The sequence below is a fragment of the Shewanella profunda genome (assembly GCF_023283765.1).
Lineage (GTDB): Bacteria > Pseudomonadota > Gammaproteobacteria > Enterobacterales > Shewanellaceae > Shewanella > Shewanella profunda.
Genome location: NZ_JAKILG010000029.1, coordinates 16,399 through 38,147, shown reverse-complemented (window position 1 = coordinate 38,147; position 21,749 = coordinate 16,399). Strand labels below are relative to the sequence as shown.

Here is a 21,749-nt window from a genome sequence, read left to right as displayed (position 1 = left end):
TTTTTTGACTCGGTTTATTACTGGGTTTATGACAATATAATCACTTATTTCTGGGCGACCATTTTCTATTTGTATATATTTTTAGATAAGGGAAAATGGGTTAAAGCAATGTATCTGAAAAATAAGCTAATATTGACGGGATTTTTTAAATGAGACTATGCAAATGACCGCTCCTTTGTATGCGATGCGGGATCATGTCAATCATCCCTCAATCGGTAGAACGAATCATCTTTCACCCAAATCGAGTAAGCGTGGTTTTAAGCGTTTAATTTCTTGGTTATTTAAAATTGTATTTTGGCTGTGGTTAAGCTCGATTCTTATCGTAATCTTTTTGCGCTTCGTCGATCCACCTATGTGGAGTTGGCGGATAGAGCGTGCTTTGTTTCCTCCTGCCACTATTACCGAGGTTCGTCACCAATGGCGTGATATTGAACAAATTTCCCCAGAACTGCAGTTGGCAGTGATTGCAGCAGAAGATCAAAAATTTGCTGATCATACCGGTTTTGACTTGGCGGCAATCAGTTCTGCGCTCGAATATAACCAGAAGGGGAGCAAGGTGCGCGGCGCAAGTACGCTTAGTCAACAAGCGGCTAAGAATCTGTTTATGTGGCCAAGCCGTAGCTTTTTGCGTAAGGGAATTGAAGCTTGGTTTACCCTACTAATGGAGCTTATTTGGGATAAATCGCGCATTCTTGAGGTGTATTTAAATATCGTCGAATTTGGCCCAGGAATTTATGGTGCCGAGGCCGCATCTAAGCATTATTTTGGTAAGTCTGCCGCCAAATTGACCCGTTATGAGGCATCTTTGCTCGCGGCTGTTTTGCCTAATCCATGGCGTTATAAGGTTTCTCCTCCCTCTTCCTATGTTGAACAGCGTTCCGATTGGATACGTAAACAAATGCGTCAGTTAGGAGAAGTGACCCTTAATAAAGTGCATGGTGTGGAATAAGTTACAACCGATTTGGCTAAGGTATTTTCTGTGGTTTTTTGTTGACCTAATCTTAGCTGTTAGCTTATAGCCCTGATTAATGCTAAATTATCGGGCAAATTTTGCGTCTTGTTGGAGTGCAATATTTATTGTGGCTCAGTGAGGGAGAATTGATTTTTCGTTTTACATTGTCTTTATCGAACTTATGTAAAAGTGAATGTATTTTTAAATACCAAAGGTCAGTGCCTAGGTATTATTTACAAAATTAAATGTACTTAAATGGAGTTTTTAGATGAAAAAGATTGTGATAGCTGCGGCGATAATAGCGGCGGGTGCAGGCGCGTATTGGTACACTCAGCATGGAACAAGCTCAAGTGTCTCCGCAAATCCTCTGCTCGATTATGTGCCTGCCGACACACCAGTGTTTTCAGGTCAATTAAAGCCATTCCCGTTAAAAGCATATTTACACTCGATTTCTGGAAATTATCAGCAATATCCAACGGATGTTTTCGCTGAATTAGGTGAATTAGACAGCCCTATGGGCAAGTTCTTTGTGAGTATTTATCAGCAGTATATGGATGGGATTAAAGATCCTGCCTTACTGCTTAAAACCTTCGGTTTTCCCGATGAAATTAAGCCATACTTCTATACTTTAGGTGCCTTACCTGTACTTAAAATCGATGTGGATCAAGTCGCGGCATTTTGGGCTGTTTTAGATAAAGCCGAAAAAGACAGTGGTGTTGCCCACGAAATACGTCAAGTTGGCGGTGTTGATTACCGTGCCTATGCATTATCCGATGACAGCTCATCTGAAAAAGCAGATCTGCTATTTGCCCATAAAGATGGCATTCTTACCGTGACTTTTAGTACTTCAGTGACCGAACCTGAATTATTAGAAATGGCTTTAGGATTGAAGAAGGCACCACAATCTTTGGCAGCATCAGGTATGTTGCAAGAGATCATTAAAACCCACGGTTTTATGGAAGATAGCATTAGCTTTATCAACCATGTGGAAATTGTAAAAGCCTTAACGTCACCCGATAGCAATATGCTCTCTAAGCAGCTAACTAAGTTATTTGCCGCTGAAAACAGCGGTGAAGATCCATTAGCAGAGATCAGAACGCCTGAGTGTCGTGCTGAATTAAGCGCGATTGCAGCCAATTGGCCGCGTACAGTAGCGGGATTGACTGCGTTCTCCGTGACAGAGAAAGAAAGCCATATGGCAGCTTCCTTTGTGGTGGAAACTAAAAACCAGCCTATCCTTACAGCACTGCAAAAAATGCGTGGTTTTATCCCTGCTCACTTAGCTAATATCGATAGTACTATCTTTTCGATGGGGCTCGGTTTTGATGTTAACGAAGTCACACCGTCATTGACAGCCATTTGGGATGACTTGCAAAAACCACAATTAACCTGCGCACCATTGGCTGAGCTTCAAACTGAACTGAGCCAGCAAAGTCCAGCTATGCTAGGTATGTTCACCGGTATGGCAAATGGCGTGAAAGGCATGAGCATTTCATTACTCGATTATAAAATGGGTACCCAAGAGTCCGAACCTCAGTTAGAAAGTTTAGATGCCTTAGTGAGCTTAAGTGCCGATAATCCAGCGATGCTATTCAATATGGTCAAGCCATTTGCGCCTATGCTGGCCGAAGTACAGCTTGCAGAAAACGGTGATGCCACAGATTTATCGCCATTGCTGATGTTGCCGCCTGAATTAGGCATTAAGCCAATGCTTGCCATCAAAGGTCAGCATTTAGTGGTTTATAGCGGTGATAAAGGCTTGGCGCTTGCAGACAAGTTGGCGAGTGAAAAACTATCGGCCAATGGCATGTATAGCCTGTCTGCTGACTATGGCAAGATGTTTACTCCTATACTTACTCTGTTAGAAATGAGCGGTGAACCCATTCCAGAAGAAGTGCAAATGCTAAAAGATTACAACATGCGTGTTCAAATGAGTTTCGATGTGAACAAGCAGGGAATTGTTTTGGGTTCTGTTGTTAATTCTAAGGCCAGTGATAAAAAGTAAGTCGTTATTTTTGCTATAAAAAAAGCGCCTGATAATGAGGCGCTTTTTATTATCCTAAGACACTAAGGCTTATGCTGTAGTGTTGATATTGCGGCCAGTATTACCTACAGGTTGTGGTGTAGCAGCTTGAATTAAATCTACCGCAATCTGGCCTTCAACCTTTTGCTGCTCTTTGGCTAATTGAGCGACTTTAACCCCAATAGCACCATTTTCTAGATTAGGTGTGATTGCTTGAGTATTTAGTGAAATTGACATAATTAACCTCGGTTATAAGCTAGCCCTGTCTATCGGCAAACTCAGGATTTACTTTAGTTGAATTTGCCCAGTTTTGCACTTTGGTTAGCTCGTCTTCTTAGCGGCTAGGAATTTTCTGCTAAGTACAATAATAGCCGTTACCCCTAGCGAACCTAAAATTAATCCTAGTGCGAGACCAACATTTTGTAGTGATGTTGGGTCTATAACGAGGGCTACACCCATACCAAACATCATAATCCCTGACATTAATTTCAAGGCTTGGCCTTCTTTTTCCGTCAGCTTACGTTTACCTAAGGTTGCACTGAATACGATAACAATAATTGCCAGTGGGATCACATAGACAATATTGTATAAAACCAAATACATATAACGCTCGAAATCCGGCAAGTTATGCATAGATAGCACGCTGGTATAGATCATTGGGAAACCTGCGGTGCATAACAGTTCATAGGTATTAGCCAGAATTGCCAGTACAGTCGAGCCTAAAATCAATGCGCCCAAGCTGCTCGAATTAGAGAGTTTCCCCATACGTTTTATCAGGCTAGTACGATTCTCTGCCGACATAGATAGGGTCACGTCTCCCTTCGTGAAAAAGTAATCCTTCACGTTAATGACCCCCGCGATTAACGCTAAACAACCCGCCGCGAGGATGATCATGCCACCGTCACTGCCAGCACCGAGTAATTTAAAGATATTTAGCCATGCGGTCATAAACAGGAAATAGATAAAACCTGAGAAGAATACAAAGATGCCGCCCACTAATAACATACGTCCGCGGCTCTTTGCATTTACCATGATTGACAACAAAAACAGCAATACAAAGAAGGCGCAGGGATTAAAGGCATCGACGCCTGCAAGTACTAAGGTGAGTAGGGGCAGAGACATGGTTTCTGGGGTGACGACGCCAACTAGCGGTAATTCGACGGGTTGAACCTCTGGCTCGCTTAAGCTAGTTGCATCACAAGTACCATTTCCAGTATCGCTGCCACAGGTGCCAAAAAGTGGCTCATTACTTTCTGTATTTGCAGATATATTCGCAACCCCTTTAGTGGGCATATCCGCCTCACTAAGTGTGCCGCCCAGTGATAAATAGCAATTTTTCAAACGATTAACGAGAAACTCTCCAGTAACAGCTTCACTGGAATAACCTACGATGGCTTTTTCACAGTTTGCCATATAGGGAACTGAACGCGCTTCAGTCGCTGTTTTTGAAGCGATATTTTGCCAAATATCTTGCACGCCTTTTGCGGATATCATATGGGACTCAAGTTCTATCCAAGGATACTTTTGTGGCAATGAGTCAATAAAGGGATGGGCCTCGGCGCAGTGTGGGCAGGTTTTTGACCAGAAAAAATAGAGCTTTATTTTAAGCTCGCCTTGCTCATTCACATAATGCCAAGTGTTATCCGTTGTGTTTGGCGTCTCTGTGTTGGCCCAACTTGGACTGATAAAGAGTAGCGCAAACATGAGGGAGCATAGAAAAGAGAATCTTGAAAGGTATTTTGTCATAGCGCCTCCCACAAATGTGGGTTAGTGGATCATCAAACGGTTAAATTAGCACTTACTCTACTTAATTCCATTCATTTGATTAAATTGGATAATAAGAAGTGTTAATCAACTCGCGATTAGCCATTTTTTGGGAACTCTGACAGGTCTTTTTTTAGCAGTTATTTGATGGCACTGGATAAAAGATAAAGCACCCAAAAGGTGCTTTATGGATGGTGTTACACAGGTCATTTAGCTTAATACAGTGCCGTTTACGCTGAGTTTCACATCAATATTATTTCGAGTGGCGTTAGAGTAAGGGCATACTTGATGAGCCTGACGGACTAAAGCTTCGGCTTCAGCTTGTGGTAAATCTAAGCTGACCTCTAATGCAACCGTAAGGGCAAAACCACCCGTTTCATTAGCGCCAATGCCTACGACAGCACTGACGGGGGCTTGTGTAATGTCGATTTTACCGAGTTTGGCAACGTGTAAAACGGCGTTAGAGAAACAGGCTGCGTAACCTGCTGCAAAGAGTTGCTCAGGATTGGTGGCAAGTCCACTGCCTCCCATCGACTTAGGATAAGTAAGGGCGACATCGAGTAAGCCATCATCAGTACTGACTTGACCTTGACGACCTGCTTTTGCCGTGGCGCGTGTTTCATAAAGTGTTTTCATGGTATTGACCTTTCAAGTTTAGGATTGAGTAAAGCGATTTAAGTTGTGAGCAATTCAATTGTGGTAAACTATAGTTCGATCTTTGGCACGAATGCAAGTATATTGTGCACAATATATTTAAATTTATGAGTCTCCCTATGCCAACACTTGAATCTCAACCCCAAACTCATTCAGCTGATATGGATGAAAATACAAATACAGACAATGCCTTATGTCTAGAACATCAAGTGTGTTTCTCACTTTATAGTGCAGCTAATGCGATGGTACGAGCTTATCGCCCTTTATTGGATAAGTTGGATTTAACCTATCCTCAGTATTTAGTGATGTTAGTGCTGTGGGAAGAACAGGGGATTAGCGTTAAAACCTTAGGGGATAAACTTTTTCTTGATTCTGGCACCTTAACTCCTTTGCTTAAACGGCTAGAATCTAAAGGATTAGTGCGTCGAGGTCGCAGTGAGTTAGATGAACGGGTGCGAGTGTTGGATTTAACGCCAGAAGGGGTAGCGCTTAAATCCCAAGCGAGTGGCATTCCCCATTTAATGCGCTGTAAAGTGGGGGGAGAGTTGAGTGAACTCAAAGCGTTGAAGCAGCTTTGCGATAAGGCGCTTAAACAATTACATGCCAGTATTGACTAAGATATTTGATCCCAATTTAACCTATTGACATATTTAAGCGTAATAGAGGTCAAGCGTCATTAAAGGTGTAGCGTATGGATGCGTTGGTTATGGCAGTATTATCTAGGGGATATTTATGACTTCTTTTGATATAGCCATTATTGGTGGCGGGATTAGTGGCGTAGGCATTGCTCAATATGCGGCAGCGGCAGGCTATTCGACGCTCTTAATTGAAAAGGCTGAAATTGGTGGGCAAACTTCGGCTAATTCCAGCAAGCTTATCCACGGTGGTCTGCGCTATTTAGAAACAGGACAAATTAACTTAGTTCGTAAGTCTTTGCTTGAGCGGCGTAATCTACTCAAGCTTGCGCCCACACTCGTCAAAGCGATACCTTTTTACATTCCTGTCTATGAAGACAGCCAACGAAGCCCTTTGACTATACGGGCTGGCCTTAGTTTGTATGCGCTCTTGAGTGAGTTTGATGCCTTGGGGCAATTTAAATCCATTCCCGCCGTGCATTGGCACCGTTTTAAGGGGTTAAAACTTTCGGGATTAAAAGCGGTGTTCCAGTATTGGGATGCGCAGACCGATGATAAGTTGTTGACCCAAGCTGTAGCGCGCAGTGCTCAAACTCTGGGTGCTGAGGTATATGCAGAAGCCGAGTTTTTAGGGCTCGAGCATCAAGTTCAATGTTGTAAGTTGAGTTTTCGTCATAGGGGAGATATTCAGCAAGTGCAGGCGAGTTTAGTGATCAATACTGCCGGCCCTTGGGTTAATGATATTTTGGGTAAAGTTTCGCCTCCTTTAGCGGGCGTTGAGCTGGACTGGGTGCAGGGATCTCATTTGTTACTCGATATTCCCGCTCCCGATGGCATTTTATACCTTGAGTCTTGTTTCGATAAACGGGTCATTTTTGTGATGCCTTGGTATGGAAAGACCTTGGTTGGCACGACTGAAACCCAGCTTAGTTCATTAGATGAACCACCAGAGGTGACTGAGTCTGAATTGAATTATCTCCTCGGTATCTATAGGCATTATTTTCCACTTGCACCTGAAATGGATGAACTTAAAGCGAAGATCATCAGTACTTTTTGTGGGGTAAGAGTCTTACCCAAACAAAGTAGTCAAGCCTTTGAGCGTCCGCGGGATACCTTGATGCAAACATCAAGATCCCATCCGCGCATCTTAAGTTTATATGGCGGTAAATTAACGACTTTTCGAAGTACCTCTGTAGAAGTACTTGAATGGGTTGAGCTAGCCATAGGTAAACGTAAACCTATCGCCGATGTAGACTCACTCACCTTGAGCTAATCGTGCGGCTTAGGGTGATTTTTACCTGCAAAAACGCTACAGTGTGGCGTTTTTTTTATTGAAATCTAGGAACTGTCGTGAGTGCTGCTATTGTAAATACCGTCAAGCAATGTGGTTATTTTAATCGAGGCCAATGTCAATCCTGTCGCCATATTCAAGTTCCTATGGCGCTACAGCTGACGGCTAAAATCCTAGAATTACAGCAATTACTCATGCCATTTGTTGCAGATCCTGCGGATATTTTTCAACCGCCCGTTGTTGGTGATGCGAGTGCCTTTCGCAATAAGGCCAAAATGGTGGTGTTAGGCGCTGCTCACGCTCCTGTGCTTGGAATTATTAGCCCGAGTGGTGAGGCGGTAAGTCTTTGTGATTGCTTGTTATATCCATCTGATATGCAAATGCTATTACATCGTTTAACGCAATTTGTGCAGCAGGCGGGTATCCCTCCGTATCGCGTCGATAAAGCCAAGGGTGAACTTAAGTTTATTCTGTTAACGCGCAGCCAAGTGCGTGGCGAGTATCTACTGCGTTTTGTATTGCGATCACATAATAGTATTGAACGTATCGAGAGAGAGTTGCCCACATTACTGGCCGAATATCCACAGATTAAAGTGGTTTCAGTGAATATTCAGCCCATTCATATGGCGATCCTTGAAGGGGATGAAGAGATTTTTTTAACTGAAAATACCCGTCTCGAAGAGCGATTTAATCATGTTCCGTTGTTTATTCGACCTAAAAGTTTTTTCCAAACGAATCCTCAAGTAGCTGCGCAGTTATATCAAACTGCCCGTGAGTGGGTCGCTGAATTTGCGCCTAAGTCGCTATGGGATCTATTTTGCGGAGTGGGCGGCTTTGGGTTGCACTGTGCTACGAAGGACATTGCGCTTACTGGGATTGAAATTGAAGCAGAGGCAATTAGCTGTGCACAAATGTCAGCTCAGTTGATGGGACTTGAGAATGTGCAATTTATGGCGCTCGACTCAACCGATTTTGCCAAGGGTAAAAGCGCCGCCGATAAGCCAGATTTGATTATCGTCAATCCGCCACGGCGCGGTATTGGAGACGCGCTGTGTCAATCCTTAAGCGAGTTTGCTCCTAAGGCTATTCTTTATTCCAGCTGTAATCCTAAAACCTTAGCCAAGGATTTGGAGCACATTCAAGGTTATCACTTAACTAAAGTGCAACTATTTGACCTGTTCCCGCACACGGATCACTTCGAAGTGTTAGCTATGTTGGTGAAGGATTAACGGCATAAATGGTTTTGGTTGCTGGTGAAGCGAGTGACCAGATGATTTATGTATTTCATCAAGATGTCTTTTTAGTGGCATACTCTTCAGCACTTTAGGCATAAATGGGCAAATATCATGCTGCAGATTTTCTTACGTTTTTTGACCTTAGGCTTGATGAGCTTTGGTGGTCCAGCCGCCCATATTGGATATTTTCGCCAGACCTTTGTTAATGAGCTGGGTTGGCTCGATGATAAGCGTTATGCCAGTTTTGTCGCTTTAAGCCAATTTATGCCAGGGCCGGGCTCTAGCCAAGTGGGTTTTGCTATCGGTTATCACAGAGGGGGATTAGTTGGCGCGTTAGCCGCTTTTGTCGGATTTACATTACCTTCCTTTATCCTCATGTATTTACTTGCAGTAACCACCGCAGCTTGGCTGACTAATCACGCTATGCAGGGCATGATCCACGGGCTTAAATTAATGGCCGTTGTGGTGGTAGCCGACGCTGTGCTCGCGATGTTTAAACAGTTTTGCCAGCGTAAAATTGCACGGATCTTAATGCTGGTAAGCGCCGCGGCCATTATGATTGCCCCTTTTATGTGGACACAAATAGGGGTGTTAATACTTGCTGCTATTTTGGGCGTGCGTTTACTGAGCGCTCAGAATGGGAATGACCAGAACGCAATTGCGCCCATCCGTTTAAATTACTTCTGGCTGCTGTTATTTGTAGCCTTACTTATTGCTAGCTTCTTTATGGTGAGTATGGGGCCAGAGGCCGGGATCTTTGGGGAGTTCTATCGTGTTGGTAGCCTTGTGTTTGGTGGTGGTCATGTTGTTCTGCCGCTGCTTGAAACCGCCGTTGGCGATATGCTTGGCAGTGATCGCTTTTTAACCGGATACGCCTTCGCACAGGCGGTCCCCGGTCCTATGTTTAGCTTTGCCAGCTTTCTTGGTGCCGAGATGATGTTAGACAAACCCCTTATGGGGGCTTGTATTGCGACTGCGGCTATTTTTTTACCCGGATTTTTGTTGATGTTAGTGGGGTTGAAAAGTTGGCATGCCATTGCTGCTAGGCCAAAAATCGCCGGTGCAATAGCAGGTATCAATGCCTGCGTCGTTGGGCTACTTGCGGCTGCGCTTTATCAACCTGTCTTTAGCCAAGCTGTGTTTTCAGGTCAAGATATGGCCTTGGTATTGCTCGGTTTTGGTGCATTGAGGCTGTTTAAACCACCGGTGCTATTTTTAGTTTTGAGCTTTTGTATCTATGGTGTCTTAAGCTCACTTATAGTGTAAGTCAGCAAGTGGAAAGGAATTTTTTACAAAGATTATTCAGATTTGTTACCTTCGGCGCTTAGATATTGGTCAATTTTAGTTATACTTCAACAATACAAAAAATATAAGCTGTATCCCCTCGGAGTAATTAAGCATGTTGAATTTTAGTTTGCGTAACAAATTACTATTGTTATCTCTGTTACCCCTGATCTTGACTTTACTTGTATTGATGTCTGTTTCTTACTATGCCGAAAAGGAGGCTCTCGATGATGGAGTTGCTACCTTTAAAACAAAGCTCGTCGGTGAACGCAAACAACAAATAAAGGAAGCGACTGAAATTGCAACAGGGATAGTGCAGTACCAGCTGTCTTTAAAGGAACAGGGCAATGTGAATCAAGCTCTGCGCGATATTCATTTTGGTAGTGCGGGTTATTTCTTTATATATGATTCTAAAGGTAAAAATATTTTCCATGCCTTAATTCCTGCGCTTGAAGGGCAGGATAAAATCGACATGACGGATCCCCGTGGCACTAAAATTATTGTCGGTTTACTCGATGCTGCTAAACGAGGTGATGGTCATTTTTCCTATTACTATCAAAAACCTAATACCAATGAGCAGATTGAAAAACTGAGCTATGTGGTGATGGTGCCAGGTACTGATTGGATGTTAGGAACAGGTGCCTATATTGATGATATAGAAGTTGTTGTCGAAGATTACCGCACTACAATGGCACAGCAAATGGTAGATAAATCCTTTGGCGTTTTGCTCATTGCACTGCTACTGACTGGGGTTACAGCATTCATCATTATGATTGCGTCGCACCGTATGGTTGTGCCTATTAAGAAAATGGCTGAAAATTTAAACGATATTGCTAAGGGTGAAGGGGATTTAACTAAGCGACTCATAGTCAACGGTGAAGATGAAATCGCCCAGTTAGGTCAATCTTTCAACCTCTTTGTGGATAAACTTCAAACCATTATTGGCGATGTGGCGAGTGCAACCGCTAAGGTAAAAGAGGCGGCCAACGCGATCCACGATCAAACTAAAGTGATGTCTAGCCAACTCATCAGCCATAATAATGAGACTGATCAGGTGGTAACAGCGATTACCGAAATGTCTTCAACGGCCAGTGAGGTTGCACAAAATACCACGCAAGTAGCTGAAGCGACTCAAGCTGCCACCGGTGATGTCGCCAATGCCCAGCGCTGTGTCGATGCTTCCTTAGAGGAAATTGCTGGTTTGATGGAGCAAATTAATAATGCGGCAGGCAGCATTCAATCCTTAAGTGAACAATCTAAAAAGATTAACAGTGTGCTTTCGGTCATTGGTGGTATTGCTGAGCAGACCAATCTTTTAGCATTAAATGCTGCGATTGAAGCTGCCCGTGCGGGCGAGCAGGGCAGAGGGTTTGCGGTGGTGGCCGATGAGGTGCGTAATTTAGCCAGTCGGACGCAGGCCAGTACTTTGGAAATTAATGAGATGTTATCGGCACTGCACAAGCTTGTCGCGCAAGCGGTAAAAACGATGGAAGATAGCCAACAAAGTTGTGTGCGTTCGGTGGAATCTTCCCGTGCGATATCTGAAAGCTTAGGCTCTGTCACTTCCGCTGTGACCGCCATTAATGATATGAGCACACAAATTGCAACCGCTGCTACTGAGCAAAGCTCTGTAACTGAGGAGATCAACCGCAACGTGTATGCCATACAAGAAATTGTGAACGAGTTACTCCATTCTAGCCAAGATGCGGCCAGAATAAGTCAAACCGTATCGCAGGAGGGGACTAACTTAGGTAAGTTAGTGGGACAGTTTAGAATTTAATTTAAATCAGTACATGAAAATGGGAGGTTTAAAACCTCCCATTTCTATTTCAATAACCCCCCCTTTCAGGTTGTTACTCGTTCTGCCCGCACGGCACAAACCTTATACTCGGGAATATGAGCGACAGGATCGAGCGCGTTGATGGTGAGCTTATTGGCTGCCGCTTCGACAAAATGGAAGGGCAGGAATAGCACTCCAGCTTGGGCGCGTTTAGTCACAAAGGCATCAATTTCAATTTCACCACGGCGCGTTGTGAGTTTAATTCTATCGCCATTGCCTATGCCAAGTTGCTCAGCATCAAAGACAGAAATCATCACTTTAGGCGAGCCGAGTAAATCGAGTCCCGCTGTTTTACGCGTTAATGTACCTGTGTGGAATTGCTCCAGTAACCGCCCTGTTGAGAGCGTCAGCGGATATTCACTACAGGGCATTTCGGCGGGTAAGCGGTAACTGACAGGTGTGAATTTGCCTAAGCCGCGAGTAAATTGGCTTTGGTGCATAATGGGAGTACCTGGATGGTTGTCATCAGGGCAGGGCCATTGAATACCTTGAGGGAAGTTACCATCATCCCTTTTACTTAATCGTTGCCAACGAATACCTCGATATTGAGGTGTTAATTCATTGATTTCTTGCCATATTTCTTCTTCATTAGAGTAATTCCAATTCGCCCCCATAGCGTTAGCAATTTTCTGCACAATTTGCCAATCAGGCAGTGCCAGCCCTGGGGGCTGCAATGCTTGCTCAAGGCGTTGCACTCGGCGCTCTGTATTGGTGAAATGCCCACATTTTTCGATAAACGCTGCCGCGGGGAGGACCACGTGGGCAAGTTCGGCGGTTTCGGTGAGGAAAATATCCTGCACCACTAAAAAGTCTATTGCCTTAAGCGCTTTAAGTACATGGGTTTGATCGGGATCGCTTAATACTGGGTTTTCACCCATCACATATAGGGCTTTAATTTTGCCGCTGGAGATATCATGCATCATATGAGTAGCAGTAACCCCTACTTCAGCAGATAGCGGAGTTTGCCAATGAGTCTCAAAGCGCATTCTGGCCTGAATATCGGTGACTTTTTGATAGCCAGTGAAGTAGTTTGGCAGTGCACCCATATCGCAGGCACCTTGCACATTACTTTGACCACGTAGGGGGTTAATCCCCGCACCTTTAACACCAATATTTCCGCACAGCAGTTGCAGGTTAGAAATGGCGGTTACATTGTCATGTCCTGTGGTGTGCTGCGTGATCCCCATTGCATAGTAAATTGCCGTTTTTTCTGCGGTGCCGATCGTGTGTGCGAGACGGGCAATATCGCTAGCGTTAACCCCAGTGATCAAGGCTGCATTTTCTAGGCTGTAATCTGTCTTGGTAAGCTCAGCATAGAGTTCATTGACGCTTTCTGTTCGCTCGGCAATATAGGCTTTGTCATGCCAATCGTTGCGGATAATTTCCGCCATGATGGCATTAAGTAGCATAACATCCGTGCCGGGTCTTTGGGCGACATAGAGTTCAGCGTTATCGGCAATAGCGACACGTTTAGGATCGGCAACGATTAATCTTGCCCCATGTAATGCCACCGCTTGCTTGATCTTAGATGCGATAATTGGGTGGGCACTGGTGGTATCTGAACCTAAAATAAAAATGACGTCCGAGTCTTGGATGCTCGGAATATCATTGGTCATAGCACCGCTACCAATGCTTTGCTGTAGGCCGGTGACCGTTGAGGAGTGACACAGGCGAGCACAGTGGTCGATATTGTTGGTACCTAGCACACTTCGAACAAACTTTTGCAGCAGGAAGTTGTCTTCGTTTGTCGCCTTGGCTGAGGCTAGGCTTGCCAGCGCGCCGCTACCATGTTGTTGTTTTATATCGGTCAAGTTTTTGGCGATATAGTCTACAGCCTCTTGCCAAGAACAAGGTTCGAGTCGTCCATTTTTACGGATAAGTGGGGTGGTGAGACGTTTTTCACTGTGAATAAAATCGAAACCAAAACGGCCTTTAACACATAACATGCCTTGGTTAACGACCGAGTCCGTATTACCTTCTATATGACGAATGCGATTAGTACTTTCGTCGATTTTAAGATCGAGTCGGCACCCAACTCCGCAATAGGTACAGATAGTGGAGGTTGTTTTAAGTGGTGTTTTATCCCCTTGGCGTTTATCTCTCGCATCAACTAAGGCGCCCGTAGGGCAAACTTGAACACAATTACCACATTGCACGCACTGGCTATCGGCCATGGATGCACTAAAGCCGACTCTAGGGGCTCTGCGTTGTTGGATTGGAGCTTGAGTCTGAGGTAGTGCTTGGTAAGAGTCATGGGCAAATTGAATTGCACAATGCCCACTTTGTTGCTGGCATACATCCACACATTTACCGCAGCTGATACAGCGATTAGCATCAAATTGAATAAAAGGACTGGATTTATCAACCACAAATTGACGAGCGAGATCAGGGAGCAGTTGTTTAGATTCGACTTTGTAGTCCGTCGCATAATCTCTTAGTTTGCAATTGGTATTGGCCTGGCAGGCACATTCTAGACAGCGCGCCGCCTCTTGCATGGCCGCATCGGGTGTGAATCCTAGCTCGACTTCGCTGTAATTAAGCAGCCGTTGCACAGCAGTTAATTCGGGCATTTTCAAGCGTGCTTTACGCTGAACATTGGGATAAAGATCCCGTGCTGTTTGACCTTGTTTAATGTTGTGAGTAACCGCTTTAGATGAATTAAATTCACCGTTATATAGTTCGCAACTGAGGCCCTGTTTTAACATTTTATCAATGGCTTGCGCAGCTTTATGTCCATCTCCTATCGCAGCGACCGCCGTTGCTGGGCCACGGCGAGAATCACCAATCACAAACAGTTTTTCGATTCCCGCTGACATAGTGTGTTCGCAGCCGATAAAGGTATTCCAACGGCTTAGGGCGATTTCACCTTGGCTTAAATGACTCGCGGGATTTTGCAGAAAACTCATATCTGGGGTTTGTGATACTGCGGCTATTACAGTATCAAAGTCTTGGGTAAAGGTTTCCCCAGTGTCTATTGGTGCCCGCCTGCCCGAGGCATCGGCTTCACCAAGAGCCATCTTCGCAAAGGTGACCGCGCGGACATGACCATTTGCATCACTATGGTTTTCAATAGGATTAGTTAAAAAGTGAAATTTGACGCCCTCGACTTCAGCCTCATGGACTTCATAGGCTTCTGCGGGCATTTCGGCGCGGGTACGACGATAGATTAAAGTCACATCGCAACCCTCGCGTACAGCGGTGCGAGCACAATCGATTGCTGTATTACCACCACCAATCACGGCCACTTTTTTACCCAGTGGCAGTGACTTTTCGAGGCAGTGATCTTTTAAATAATCCACCCCTAAATAACAGCCCTTAAGTGTGCTGCCAGGATAATCCATAGGAACGGCTTTTTGAGCACCGATAGCAAGGCAAATGGCATCAAAATCTTCAACTAATTGGGTTAAATGTACTTCATGCCCTAGACGAGTTTGAGTGTGTAGTATTAGACCGTTGCGGCAAAGTAAGTCTATTTCTTTATCTAATATTGCTTTGGGTAAACGGTATTCGGGGATGCCGTAACGCAGCCAGCCCCCAGCTTGGGGCATTGCCTCGAATATCTCAACACTATGCCCTTGATTTGATAGATAGTATCCGGCGCTTAATCCCGCAGGGCCTGCCCCTATAATGGCGACCTTTTTACCTGTCTCTGCTTGGCGTTCGGGGACGTAACTCATACCACCATTTTCACCATCAGCTAGATCCAAATCGGCAGCGTGGCGCTTTAATTGGCGAATGGCGATAGGTTCATCGACCGTTCCTCTTCGGCATTGCGCCTCACAAAAGGCTGGGCAGACACGGCCAATCGACAGCGGCAATGGCAAGGTTTGTTTGATGACTTTAACGGCTTGCGTATGGTTACCTTGGGCGATGTGATACAGATAACTCTGCACATCGACGCCCGCAGGGCAGGCTTGCTGGCAGGGGGCCTCACAATCGGCAAAGTGGTCGCTTAGGATATCGTTGAGTGCTTGTTTACGTTTTTTGCTGAGGTACGTCGATTGAGTAATTACCCGCATCCCCGTCTCAACGGGCGTTTCACAGGCACGCACACAGCGAAGGCTCGCATCGGCATTTTCAATTTGAACCACGCATAGGTTACAGGCTTGCTTATCAGTATGTTTTTGATAATTTTTATTTGTGCCTAGTTGCCGTGAGGCGGCGTTTTGATCACATAAGCTGGGGATGGTTATCCCTGCATCCTGTGCCGCTTGCAGTAGTGTGTCGTTTGGGTTAACCAACAGCACTTGGTCATCAATTTGAAGTTCTATCATCCCATGGCCTTTTATATTTTGTAGGGGACTTGGCTGCTATCGCACGAGGCTGCAGGCATAGGTTGATTTGAGTATACCTAGGGTAGTTTTGAAGATGCTTATGTACGCAGTAAGTTTAAGATGGAATTGCTGTATTCATCACAAACTAGCATAAGACTGTGCAGTACAAGGTTTGTGTTTGGTGGTGATTGTGATGACCTTAGTAAAAAACCGTGTTTTAAATTCTACTGCCATTGATATTCAGCACATTTTCTTTATAGGCATACGGTTACTTGAACAGACTTTTACGGGTGGTGTAACCATAGCTTGGTCAAGTTTAATTAAGATCACAGTTTTAACTGACGATAATTTGATAGTCTCAATACTTGTCTTCACGCTTTATGGTCGAAAATAATCTGCATTATCATAGGATAATGAGCTATGCGGCTATAGGCCGCCTTAATGTTTCATGATTATTGTTACAGCGATTTGGCTGCTTTTTATAAAACGCGGAGCCAGCGGGGGAGTTATTCTACATAAACAGGCGGCAATGCAGCAGAAAGGTAAGCCAACCTTGTCCTCGAGGTTGTCTAGTAAGGTCTTACTCTTTGGGGGTGAGTCGCTCGTTATGCATTTAGATAACTAAACATCGTATCTGGTTTCGTGAGCACAAAATTTAATCTCGAAACATCAACACGTCCTAGGCTTACTGGCGTTGTTAGGTTAAAATACGCGGTCGAAAATACTGTTAATCACCGCCTCTTTTAATGGAAGATCAATTAAAGCGGCTAAATAAAGTGAAGTTGAAAATTCATGTTTGAAGTTAATCCAGTAAAATTCAAAATTAAGGAGCTTGCCGAGCGTACGCAGCTTCTTCGGGGGTATCTTTGACTACGATGCTAAACATGAGCGTCTAGAAGAAGTCACCCGAGAGCTCGAAAGTTCAGATGTTTGGAACGACCCAGAGCGCGCGCAGGCCTTAGGTAAAGAGCGTGCAAGTCTCGAAGCCGTAGTCAAAACCATTGATGATATGGACTCAGGTCTTGAGGATGTCGAAGGCTTACTCGAGCTGGCAGTTGAAGAAGAAGACGAAGATACCTTCAATGAAACTACAAAAGAGCTGGATTATTTAGAAAGTCGCCTTGCTGATCTCGAATTCCGTCGTATGTTCTCTGGCCCACAGGATGCCTCAAACTGTTACTTAGATATTCAGTCTGGTAGTGGTGGCACCGAAGCTCAAGATTGGGCCAACATGGTACTGCGTATGTATCTGCGTTGGGGTGAAGCCCATGGTTTTAGCCCTGAGTTGATGGAAGTGACCGATGGTGACGTGGCCGGTATTAAAGGCGCGACCATTAAATTTACTGGCGAATATGCATTTGGATGGTTACGTACCGAAACCGGCGTACACCGTTTAGTGCGTAAATCACCGTTCGATTCTTCCGGCCGCCGTCATACATCGTTTTGTTCTGTGTTTGTGTACCCTGAGATTGATGATGACATTGTCATCGATATCAATCCTGCAGATTTACGTATCGACGTGTACCGTGCCTCGGGCGCTGGTGGTCAGCATGTTAACCGAACTGAATCTGCGGTACGTATTACCCATTTGCCTACCAATACCGTAGTGCAATGCCAGAATGACCGTTCACAGCACAAGAACAAAGATTCGGCAATGAAGCAGTTGAAAGCCAAACTGTTTGAGTTAGAAATGCATAAGCAAAATGCTGAAAAGCAAGCGGCTGAAGATGCCAAGTCCGACATCGGTTGGGGCAGTCAAATTCGCTCCTATGTGTTGGACGATTCCCGTATTAAAGACTTACGTACCAGCGTGGAAACGCGCAATACCCAAGCGGTACTCGATGGCGATCTGGATAAGTTTATCGAAGCCAGTTTGAAATCAGGGCTGTAATTAATTCAAAGGTATAGACGAGAAATAAGATGACTGAACAAGTACAAGATGAAAACAAACTGATCGCCGAGCGTCGTGCCAAGCTAGAAAGCATTCGCCCGAATTGTAGCGCCAATGCGCATCCAAATACGTTCCGTCGCACCCATAAAGCGGCCGAGTTGCAGGAAAAATACGGTCAAAACACTAAGGAAGAACTCGAAGCCTTAGGTTTTAAAACCAGCATCGCTGGCCGTATCATGGCAAAACGTGGCCCATTCCTCGTGATCCAAGACGTTTCTGGTCGTATCCAAGCCTATGCTGAAAAGAGCGTACAAGCAGATCTGAAGGACCGTTATCAAGGTTTGGATATCGGTGACATCATCGGCGTAACGGGTCAGTTGCACTTGTCTGGTAAAGGCGACTTATACGTCAATATGGAAGAGTACCAACTGCTGACTAAAGCACTGCGTCCTCTGCCTGAAAAATTCCACGGTTTAACGGATCAAGAAACCCGTTATCGTCAACGCTATGTTGATTTGATCGTTAACGAAGAATCGCGTCAAGCCTTCGTAATGCGTTCTAAAGTGGTTTCAGCTATCCGTAACTTTATGATTAAAAAAGAGTTCATGGAAGTTGAAACGCCAATGATGCACGTGATCCCAGGCGGCGCTTCGGCCCGTCCTTTTATCACCCATCACAATGCGCTCGATATGCCAATGTATCTGCGTATCGCGCCAGAATTATATCTGAAGCGTTTAGTGGTAGGTGGCTTTGAGCGTGTGTTCGAAATCAACCGTAACTTCCGTAATGAAGGTCTGTCGCCACGCCATAACCCAGAATTCACTATGATGGAATTCTATATGGCTTATGCCGACTACAAAGATCTGATGGACTTAACCGAAGAATTGTTAAGCTCTATCGCCATTGAGCTATTAGGTAGCGCCCAAATGCCCTACGGCGAACACACAGTGGATTTCGGCGGCCCATACGCACGTTTAAGCATGTTAGAAGCGATTCAGAAGTACAATCCTGATAATGCCACTATCCAAGCCATGACCTATGAGCAAGTGAAAGATGTTGAATTTATGCGCGATTTAGCGAAAAGCTTAGGCATGAAGATTGAGAAATTCTGGACCTGTGGTCAGCTGCTTGAAGAAATCTTCGGTGAAACTGCTGAATGGCAATTGATGCAACCGACTTTCATCACTGGCTACCCAGCGGACATTTCACCACTGGCCCGTCGTAATGATGACAACCACTTTATCACTGACCGTTTTGAATTCTTCATCGGTGGCCGTGAAGTGGCTAACGGCTTTAGCGAGCTGAACGATGCTGAAGATCAAGACAACCGCTTTAAAGCGCAGGTTGATGCGAAAGATGCGGGCGACGATGAAGCCATGTTCTACGATGCAGACTATATCACTGCACTAGAACACGGTTTGCCGCCAACTGCGGGTCAAGGTATTGGTATCGACCGTTTAGTAATGCTTTTCACTAACACGCATACCATCCGTGATGTGATCCTGTTTCCAGCAATGCGTCCACAGGCCTAATTTTTTAGAATAAGTTCTTAGACTAAGTTCTTAGAAAAAGCCTACGACTCAATGTGAATTAAGTTGTTATTAAAAAACCAGCCATTTGGCTGGTTTTTTATTAGTACTCACTTAAATCTGCGAGCCAACTATTTTGCTAGCTTACAGTCTTGAACATTTTTCATGCCTTCGGCATCTGTTACCGCTTGTAATCCCGCACCACCAACAAATACACCAATTTTGATATATTGTTCAAAGAAGTAGTTTTTCCCACCTTCAGTTGAAACTTTTAAGTCGTTTTCACTAAACTCTGATTCAGTTGAAAGTGTTTGTTCACCAGGCTCAACTTCTCTATAGAAGTAGACCTTATTCGCTGATTCACCAATCATTTCACCATTGATATAAATGTTTTTCTTTAATGCTTGGCCTGCAAAACTATTACGGTAAATGTAAATTCCTGTTTTATTATCGGCAGGTTTTTGGAAGGTTTTTAATTTAGCATCATCTTCTTTTGATGCCATAGGTACGGTGGCACAACCAGAAAGTAGCAGACAGATAGCGAGGATTGGTGTTAGCAATTTTTTAAACATTATTAATCCCTAAAGTAATGAGATGTCGTTAAACGAGAGTTGATTTTTATTGTGTAGAGACTCAAATATTGAGCTTATTTTATTGATAGATTATTCCTAAATATCATTCACTCCTGTTAAATAATAAAGTGGTGTCTAATTTTTGAACTACGAGGAAGCGAATACACTAGAATAAAACTGAGTCGGCTGAGTTAGCGTAACCCATCATTATGCTAATGTAAGATAACGCTTTAAAAGATAAGCTCTGATTTGAGTGTTATAGGACTAAACTCAAAAAGAGGGTTAAAGTGTTTCTTCCTTGATTTTTCGCAATATAACTTACGTTGTATCAAAGTACTATGGGGTTTGTTGTAAATTTTGATCCAGTATTAAGTTTTATTAAATAGTTATTTTTAACGTTAGTTAGGGATCACTGTGACTAAAACTGCTTTTGTAGTGCATGATTGATTTCAGATTGAAAACCTGTGATTTTTTGCAGAAATTAATCTTCACTCGTGTAAAAGTTAAAAAATTATTAATAATTTTTATTTTGGAATATTTAACTGTTAAATTGATTTTTATTGGTGTTAATCGCTGGCGTAGTTCAAAAGTTTGATTGTGAGTACTTTTTAATTCAAAATTTATGATAGGTTAAGCTGGCATTTATATCTTAAAAAGAGGTAGAAACTGCTGATATCGCAGATAAAAGTCTAATTGCATTCTATTCCTTTCACCGTATACCTCTTATACTTGGGCAAGCCGCGTGCGTTAGCACATTTGATCCTTTTCTATTTAGTGAAACTTAAATGAAGATCAGCTCTTTACTCAGTAGTTTTATCTTTGTATGCAGCAGTTTAACTGTTGCCGCGACAGCTTATTGCGCCGAATCGGCCTCTGTCACTACGAAAAGTACAGCTTCTAAATCGTCGGCATCGACGAAGACTGTCTTAAGAAAACAAGAAGTCGCTGCGAACAGTGCTCTGGTGGTTGATCTAAAAACCAATGAGGTACTCTATTCTAGTAATCCTAATGCGGTCATGCCGATAGCTTCTGTTACTAAATTAATGACGGCTATGGTGACCTTAGACGCCAAATTACCTATGGATGAGAAGTTAGCGGTTAATATTACGGATACCAAAGAAATGCGCGGTGTTCACTCTCGGGTGCGCATTGGTAGCGAAATTAGCCGTAAAGATATGTTGTTGCTGACCTTGATGTCTTCAGAAAACCGCGCCGCAGCAAGCCTTGCTCATCATTACCCCGGTGGACATAAAGCCTTTATTAAAGCAATGAATGCTAAAGCGAAAGCATTAGGTATGAAAAATACTCGTTATGTTGAACCTACGGGGTTGTCCCATAAAAACGTGTCCAGTGCGAGCGATCTTATCGTCCTGCTTAAAGCGAGTGAAAGGTACCCAATGCTAGGTCAGTTAAGTTCAACCGAGAAGAAAACGGTGACGTTTGGCAAGCCTAGGTACAGTTTAGATTTTCGCAATACAAATCGCTTAGTTTATAAAGATAATTGGAATATTCATCTTACAAAAACGGGCTTTACTAATGCGGCTGGTCATTGCTTAGTCATGCGTACTGAAATGGCAAAGCGTCAAGTAGCATTTGTCGTACTCGATGCCTATGGCAAATATACCCATCTGGCCGATGCAAACCGTCTACGCAATTGGTTAGAGACGGGTAAAGTGACTCCTATTCCAACAGAAGCTAAGCAGTATAAAAAGCAGCGAAGTACTCAACAGCAGATAGCTAAGGTAAGCGAGACCTAGTCTTGTATATAGTTTGATTATTGATAAAACCAGCTAATAGCTGGTTTT

At 43.9% G+C, this 21,749-nt stretch carries 15 protein-coding genes; 10 read left to right on the top strand and 5 right to left on the bottom strand.

All coding sequences use genetic code 11. The annotated features are described in order from the left end of the window. The first annotated feature begins 163 nt into the window (after window positions 1-163). On the top strand, window positions 164-949 hold the full coding sequence (gene mtgA / locus L2744_RS13940) for a monofunctional biosynthetic peptidoglycan transglycosylase (protein WP_248992494.1): 786 nt from the start codon (window positions 164-166) through the stop codon (window positions 947-949). Window positions 950-1,220: 271 nt separating this feature from the next. After that, window positions 1,221-2,957 (top strand): hypothetical protein, encoded by a 1,737-nt coding sequence (locus tag L2744_RS13935; RefSeq protein ID WP_248992478.1) that lies wholly within the window; start codon window positions 1,221-1,223, stop codon window positions 2,955-2,957. A gap of 69 nt (window positions 2,958-3,026) precedes the next feature. On the opposite strand, the gene L2744_RS13930 is transcribed toward L2744_RS13935, so the two are convergent. The 3 genes from L2744_RS13930 to ohr form a co-directional block, all read right to left on the bottom strand. Continuing rightward, window positions 3,027-3,212 carry a cytoplasmic protein gene (locus L2744_RS13930; RefSeq protein ID WP_248992477.1) on the bottom strand — a complete coding sequence of 62 codons (186 nt, stop codon included), beginning with the start codon at window positions 3,210-3,212 and terminating at the stop codon, window positions 3,027-3,029. Window positions 3,213-3,296: 84 nt separating this feature from the next. After that, entirely contained in the window at window positions 3,297-4,721 is a 1,425-nt protein-coding gene (locus L2744_RS13925; protein ID WP_248992476.1) for a cytochrome C biosynthesis protein, read from the bottom strand. Window positions 4,722-4,949: 228 nt separating this feature from the next. Continuing rightward, window positions 4,950-5,375: an organic hydroperoxide reductase Ohr gene (gene ohr / locus L2744_RS13920; protein ID WP_248992475.1), complete on the bottom strand. Its 426-nt coding sequence runs from the start codon at window positions 5,373-5,375 to the stop codon at window positions 4,950-4,952. A gap of 137 nt (window positions 5,376-5,512) precedes the next feature. Between ohr and ohrR the strand changes: the two genes are divergently transcribed. The 5 genes from ohrR (at window position 5,513) to L2744_RS13895 (ending at window position 11,618) form a co-directional block, all read left to right on the top strand. Then, window positions 5,513-6,010: a transcriptional regulator OhrR gene (gene ohrR, locus L2744_RS13915; protein WP_283103976.1), complete on the top strand. Its 498-nt coding sequence runs from the start codon at window positions 5,513-5,515 to the stop codon at window positions 6,008-6,010. A gap of 115 nt (window positions 6,011-6,125) precedes the next feature. Continuing rightward, a complete protein-coding gene (locus tag L2744_RS13910) occupies window positions 6,126-7,301 on the top strand; it encodes a glycerol-3-phosphate dehydrogenase/oxidase (protein WP_248992474.1) in 1,176 nt (391 codons plus the stop codon). Window positions 7,302-7,378: 77 nt separating this feature from the next. Beyond that, on the top strand, window positions 7,379-8,548 hold the full coding sequence (gene rlmC, locus L2744_RS13905) for a 23S rRNA (uracil(747)-C(5))-methyltransferase RlmC (protein ID WP_248992473.1): 1,170 nt from the start codon (window positions 7,379-7,381) through the stop codon (window positions 8,546-8,548). Between the two features lie 117 nt (window positions 8,549-8,665). Continuing rightward, window positions 8,666-9,820, top strand: coding sequence for a chromate efflux transporter (gene chrA / locus L2744_RS13900; RefSeq protein ID WP_248992472.1), 1,155 nt, complete (start codon window positions 8,666-8,668; stop codon window positions 9,818-9,820). A 133-nt stretch (window positions 9,821-9,953) separates the two neighbouring features. Further along, window positions 9,954-11,618 (top strand): methyl-accepting chemotaxis protein, encoded by a 1,665-nt coding sequence (locus L2744_RS13895; protein WP_248992471.1) that lies wholly within the window; start codon window positions 9,954-9,956, stop codon window positions 11,616-11,618. A 65-nt stretch (window positions 11,619-11,683) separates the two neighbouring features. Here the strand turns inward: L2744_RS13895 and fdhF are convergent, their stop codons facing one another. Further along, window positions 11,684-15,952 carry a formate dehydrogenase subunit alpha gene (gene fdhF / locus L2744_RS13890; protein WP_248992470.1) on the bottom strand — a complete coding sequence of 1,423 codons (4,269 nt, stop codon included), beginning with the start codon at window positions 15,950-15,952 and terminating at the stop codon, window positions 11,684-11,686. Window positions 15,953-16,744: 792 nt separating this feature from the next. On the opposite strand from fdhF, the gene prfB reads away from it, so the two are divergent. Both prfB and lysS read left to right on the top strand, forming a co-directional pair. Then, window positions 16,745-17,843 (top strand): peptide chain release factor 2 gene (prfB, locus tag L2744_RS13885; RefSeq protein ID WP_248992469.1). Its coding sequence is split into 2 segments (ribosomal slippage): window positions 16,745-16,819 and window positions 16,821-17,843, totalling 1,098 coding nucleotides; the frame shifts between segments, so codons are not numbered across the junction. Window positions 17,844-17,872: 29 nt separating this feature from the next. Next, complete coding sequence (gene lysS / locus L2744_RS13880; protein WP_248992468.1) at window positions 17,873-19,375, top strand: lysine--tRNA ligase; 1,503 nt, start codon at window positions 17,873-17,875, stop codon at window positions 19,373-19,375. 128 nt (window positions 19,376-19,503) lie between these two features. On the opposite strand, the gene L2744_RS13875 is transcribed toward lysS, so the two are convergent. Beyond that, on the bottom strand, window positions 19,504-19,944 hold the full coding sequence (locus tag L2744_RS13875; protein WP_248992467.1) for a DUF2846 domain-containing protein: 441 nt from the start codon (window positions 19,942-19,944) through the stop codon (window positions 19,504-19,506). Window positions 19,945-20,729: 785 nt separating this feature from the next. Here L2744_RS13875 and pbpG point away from each other — a divergent pair. Continuing rightward, window positions 20,730-21,701: a D-alanyl-D-alanine endopeptidase gene (pbpG, locus tag L2744_RS13870; protein ID WP_248992466.1), complete on the top strand. Its 972-nt coding sequence runs from the start codon at window positions 20,730-20,732 to the stop codon at window positions 21,699-21,701. Window positions 21,702-21,749: the final 48 nt, after the last annotated feature.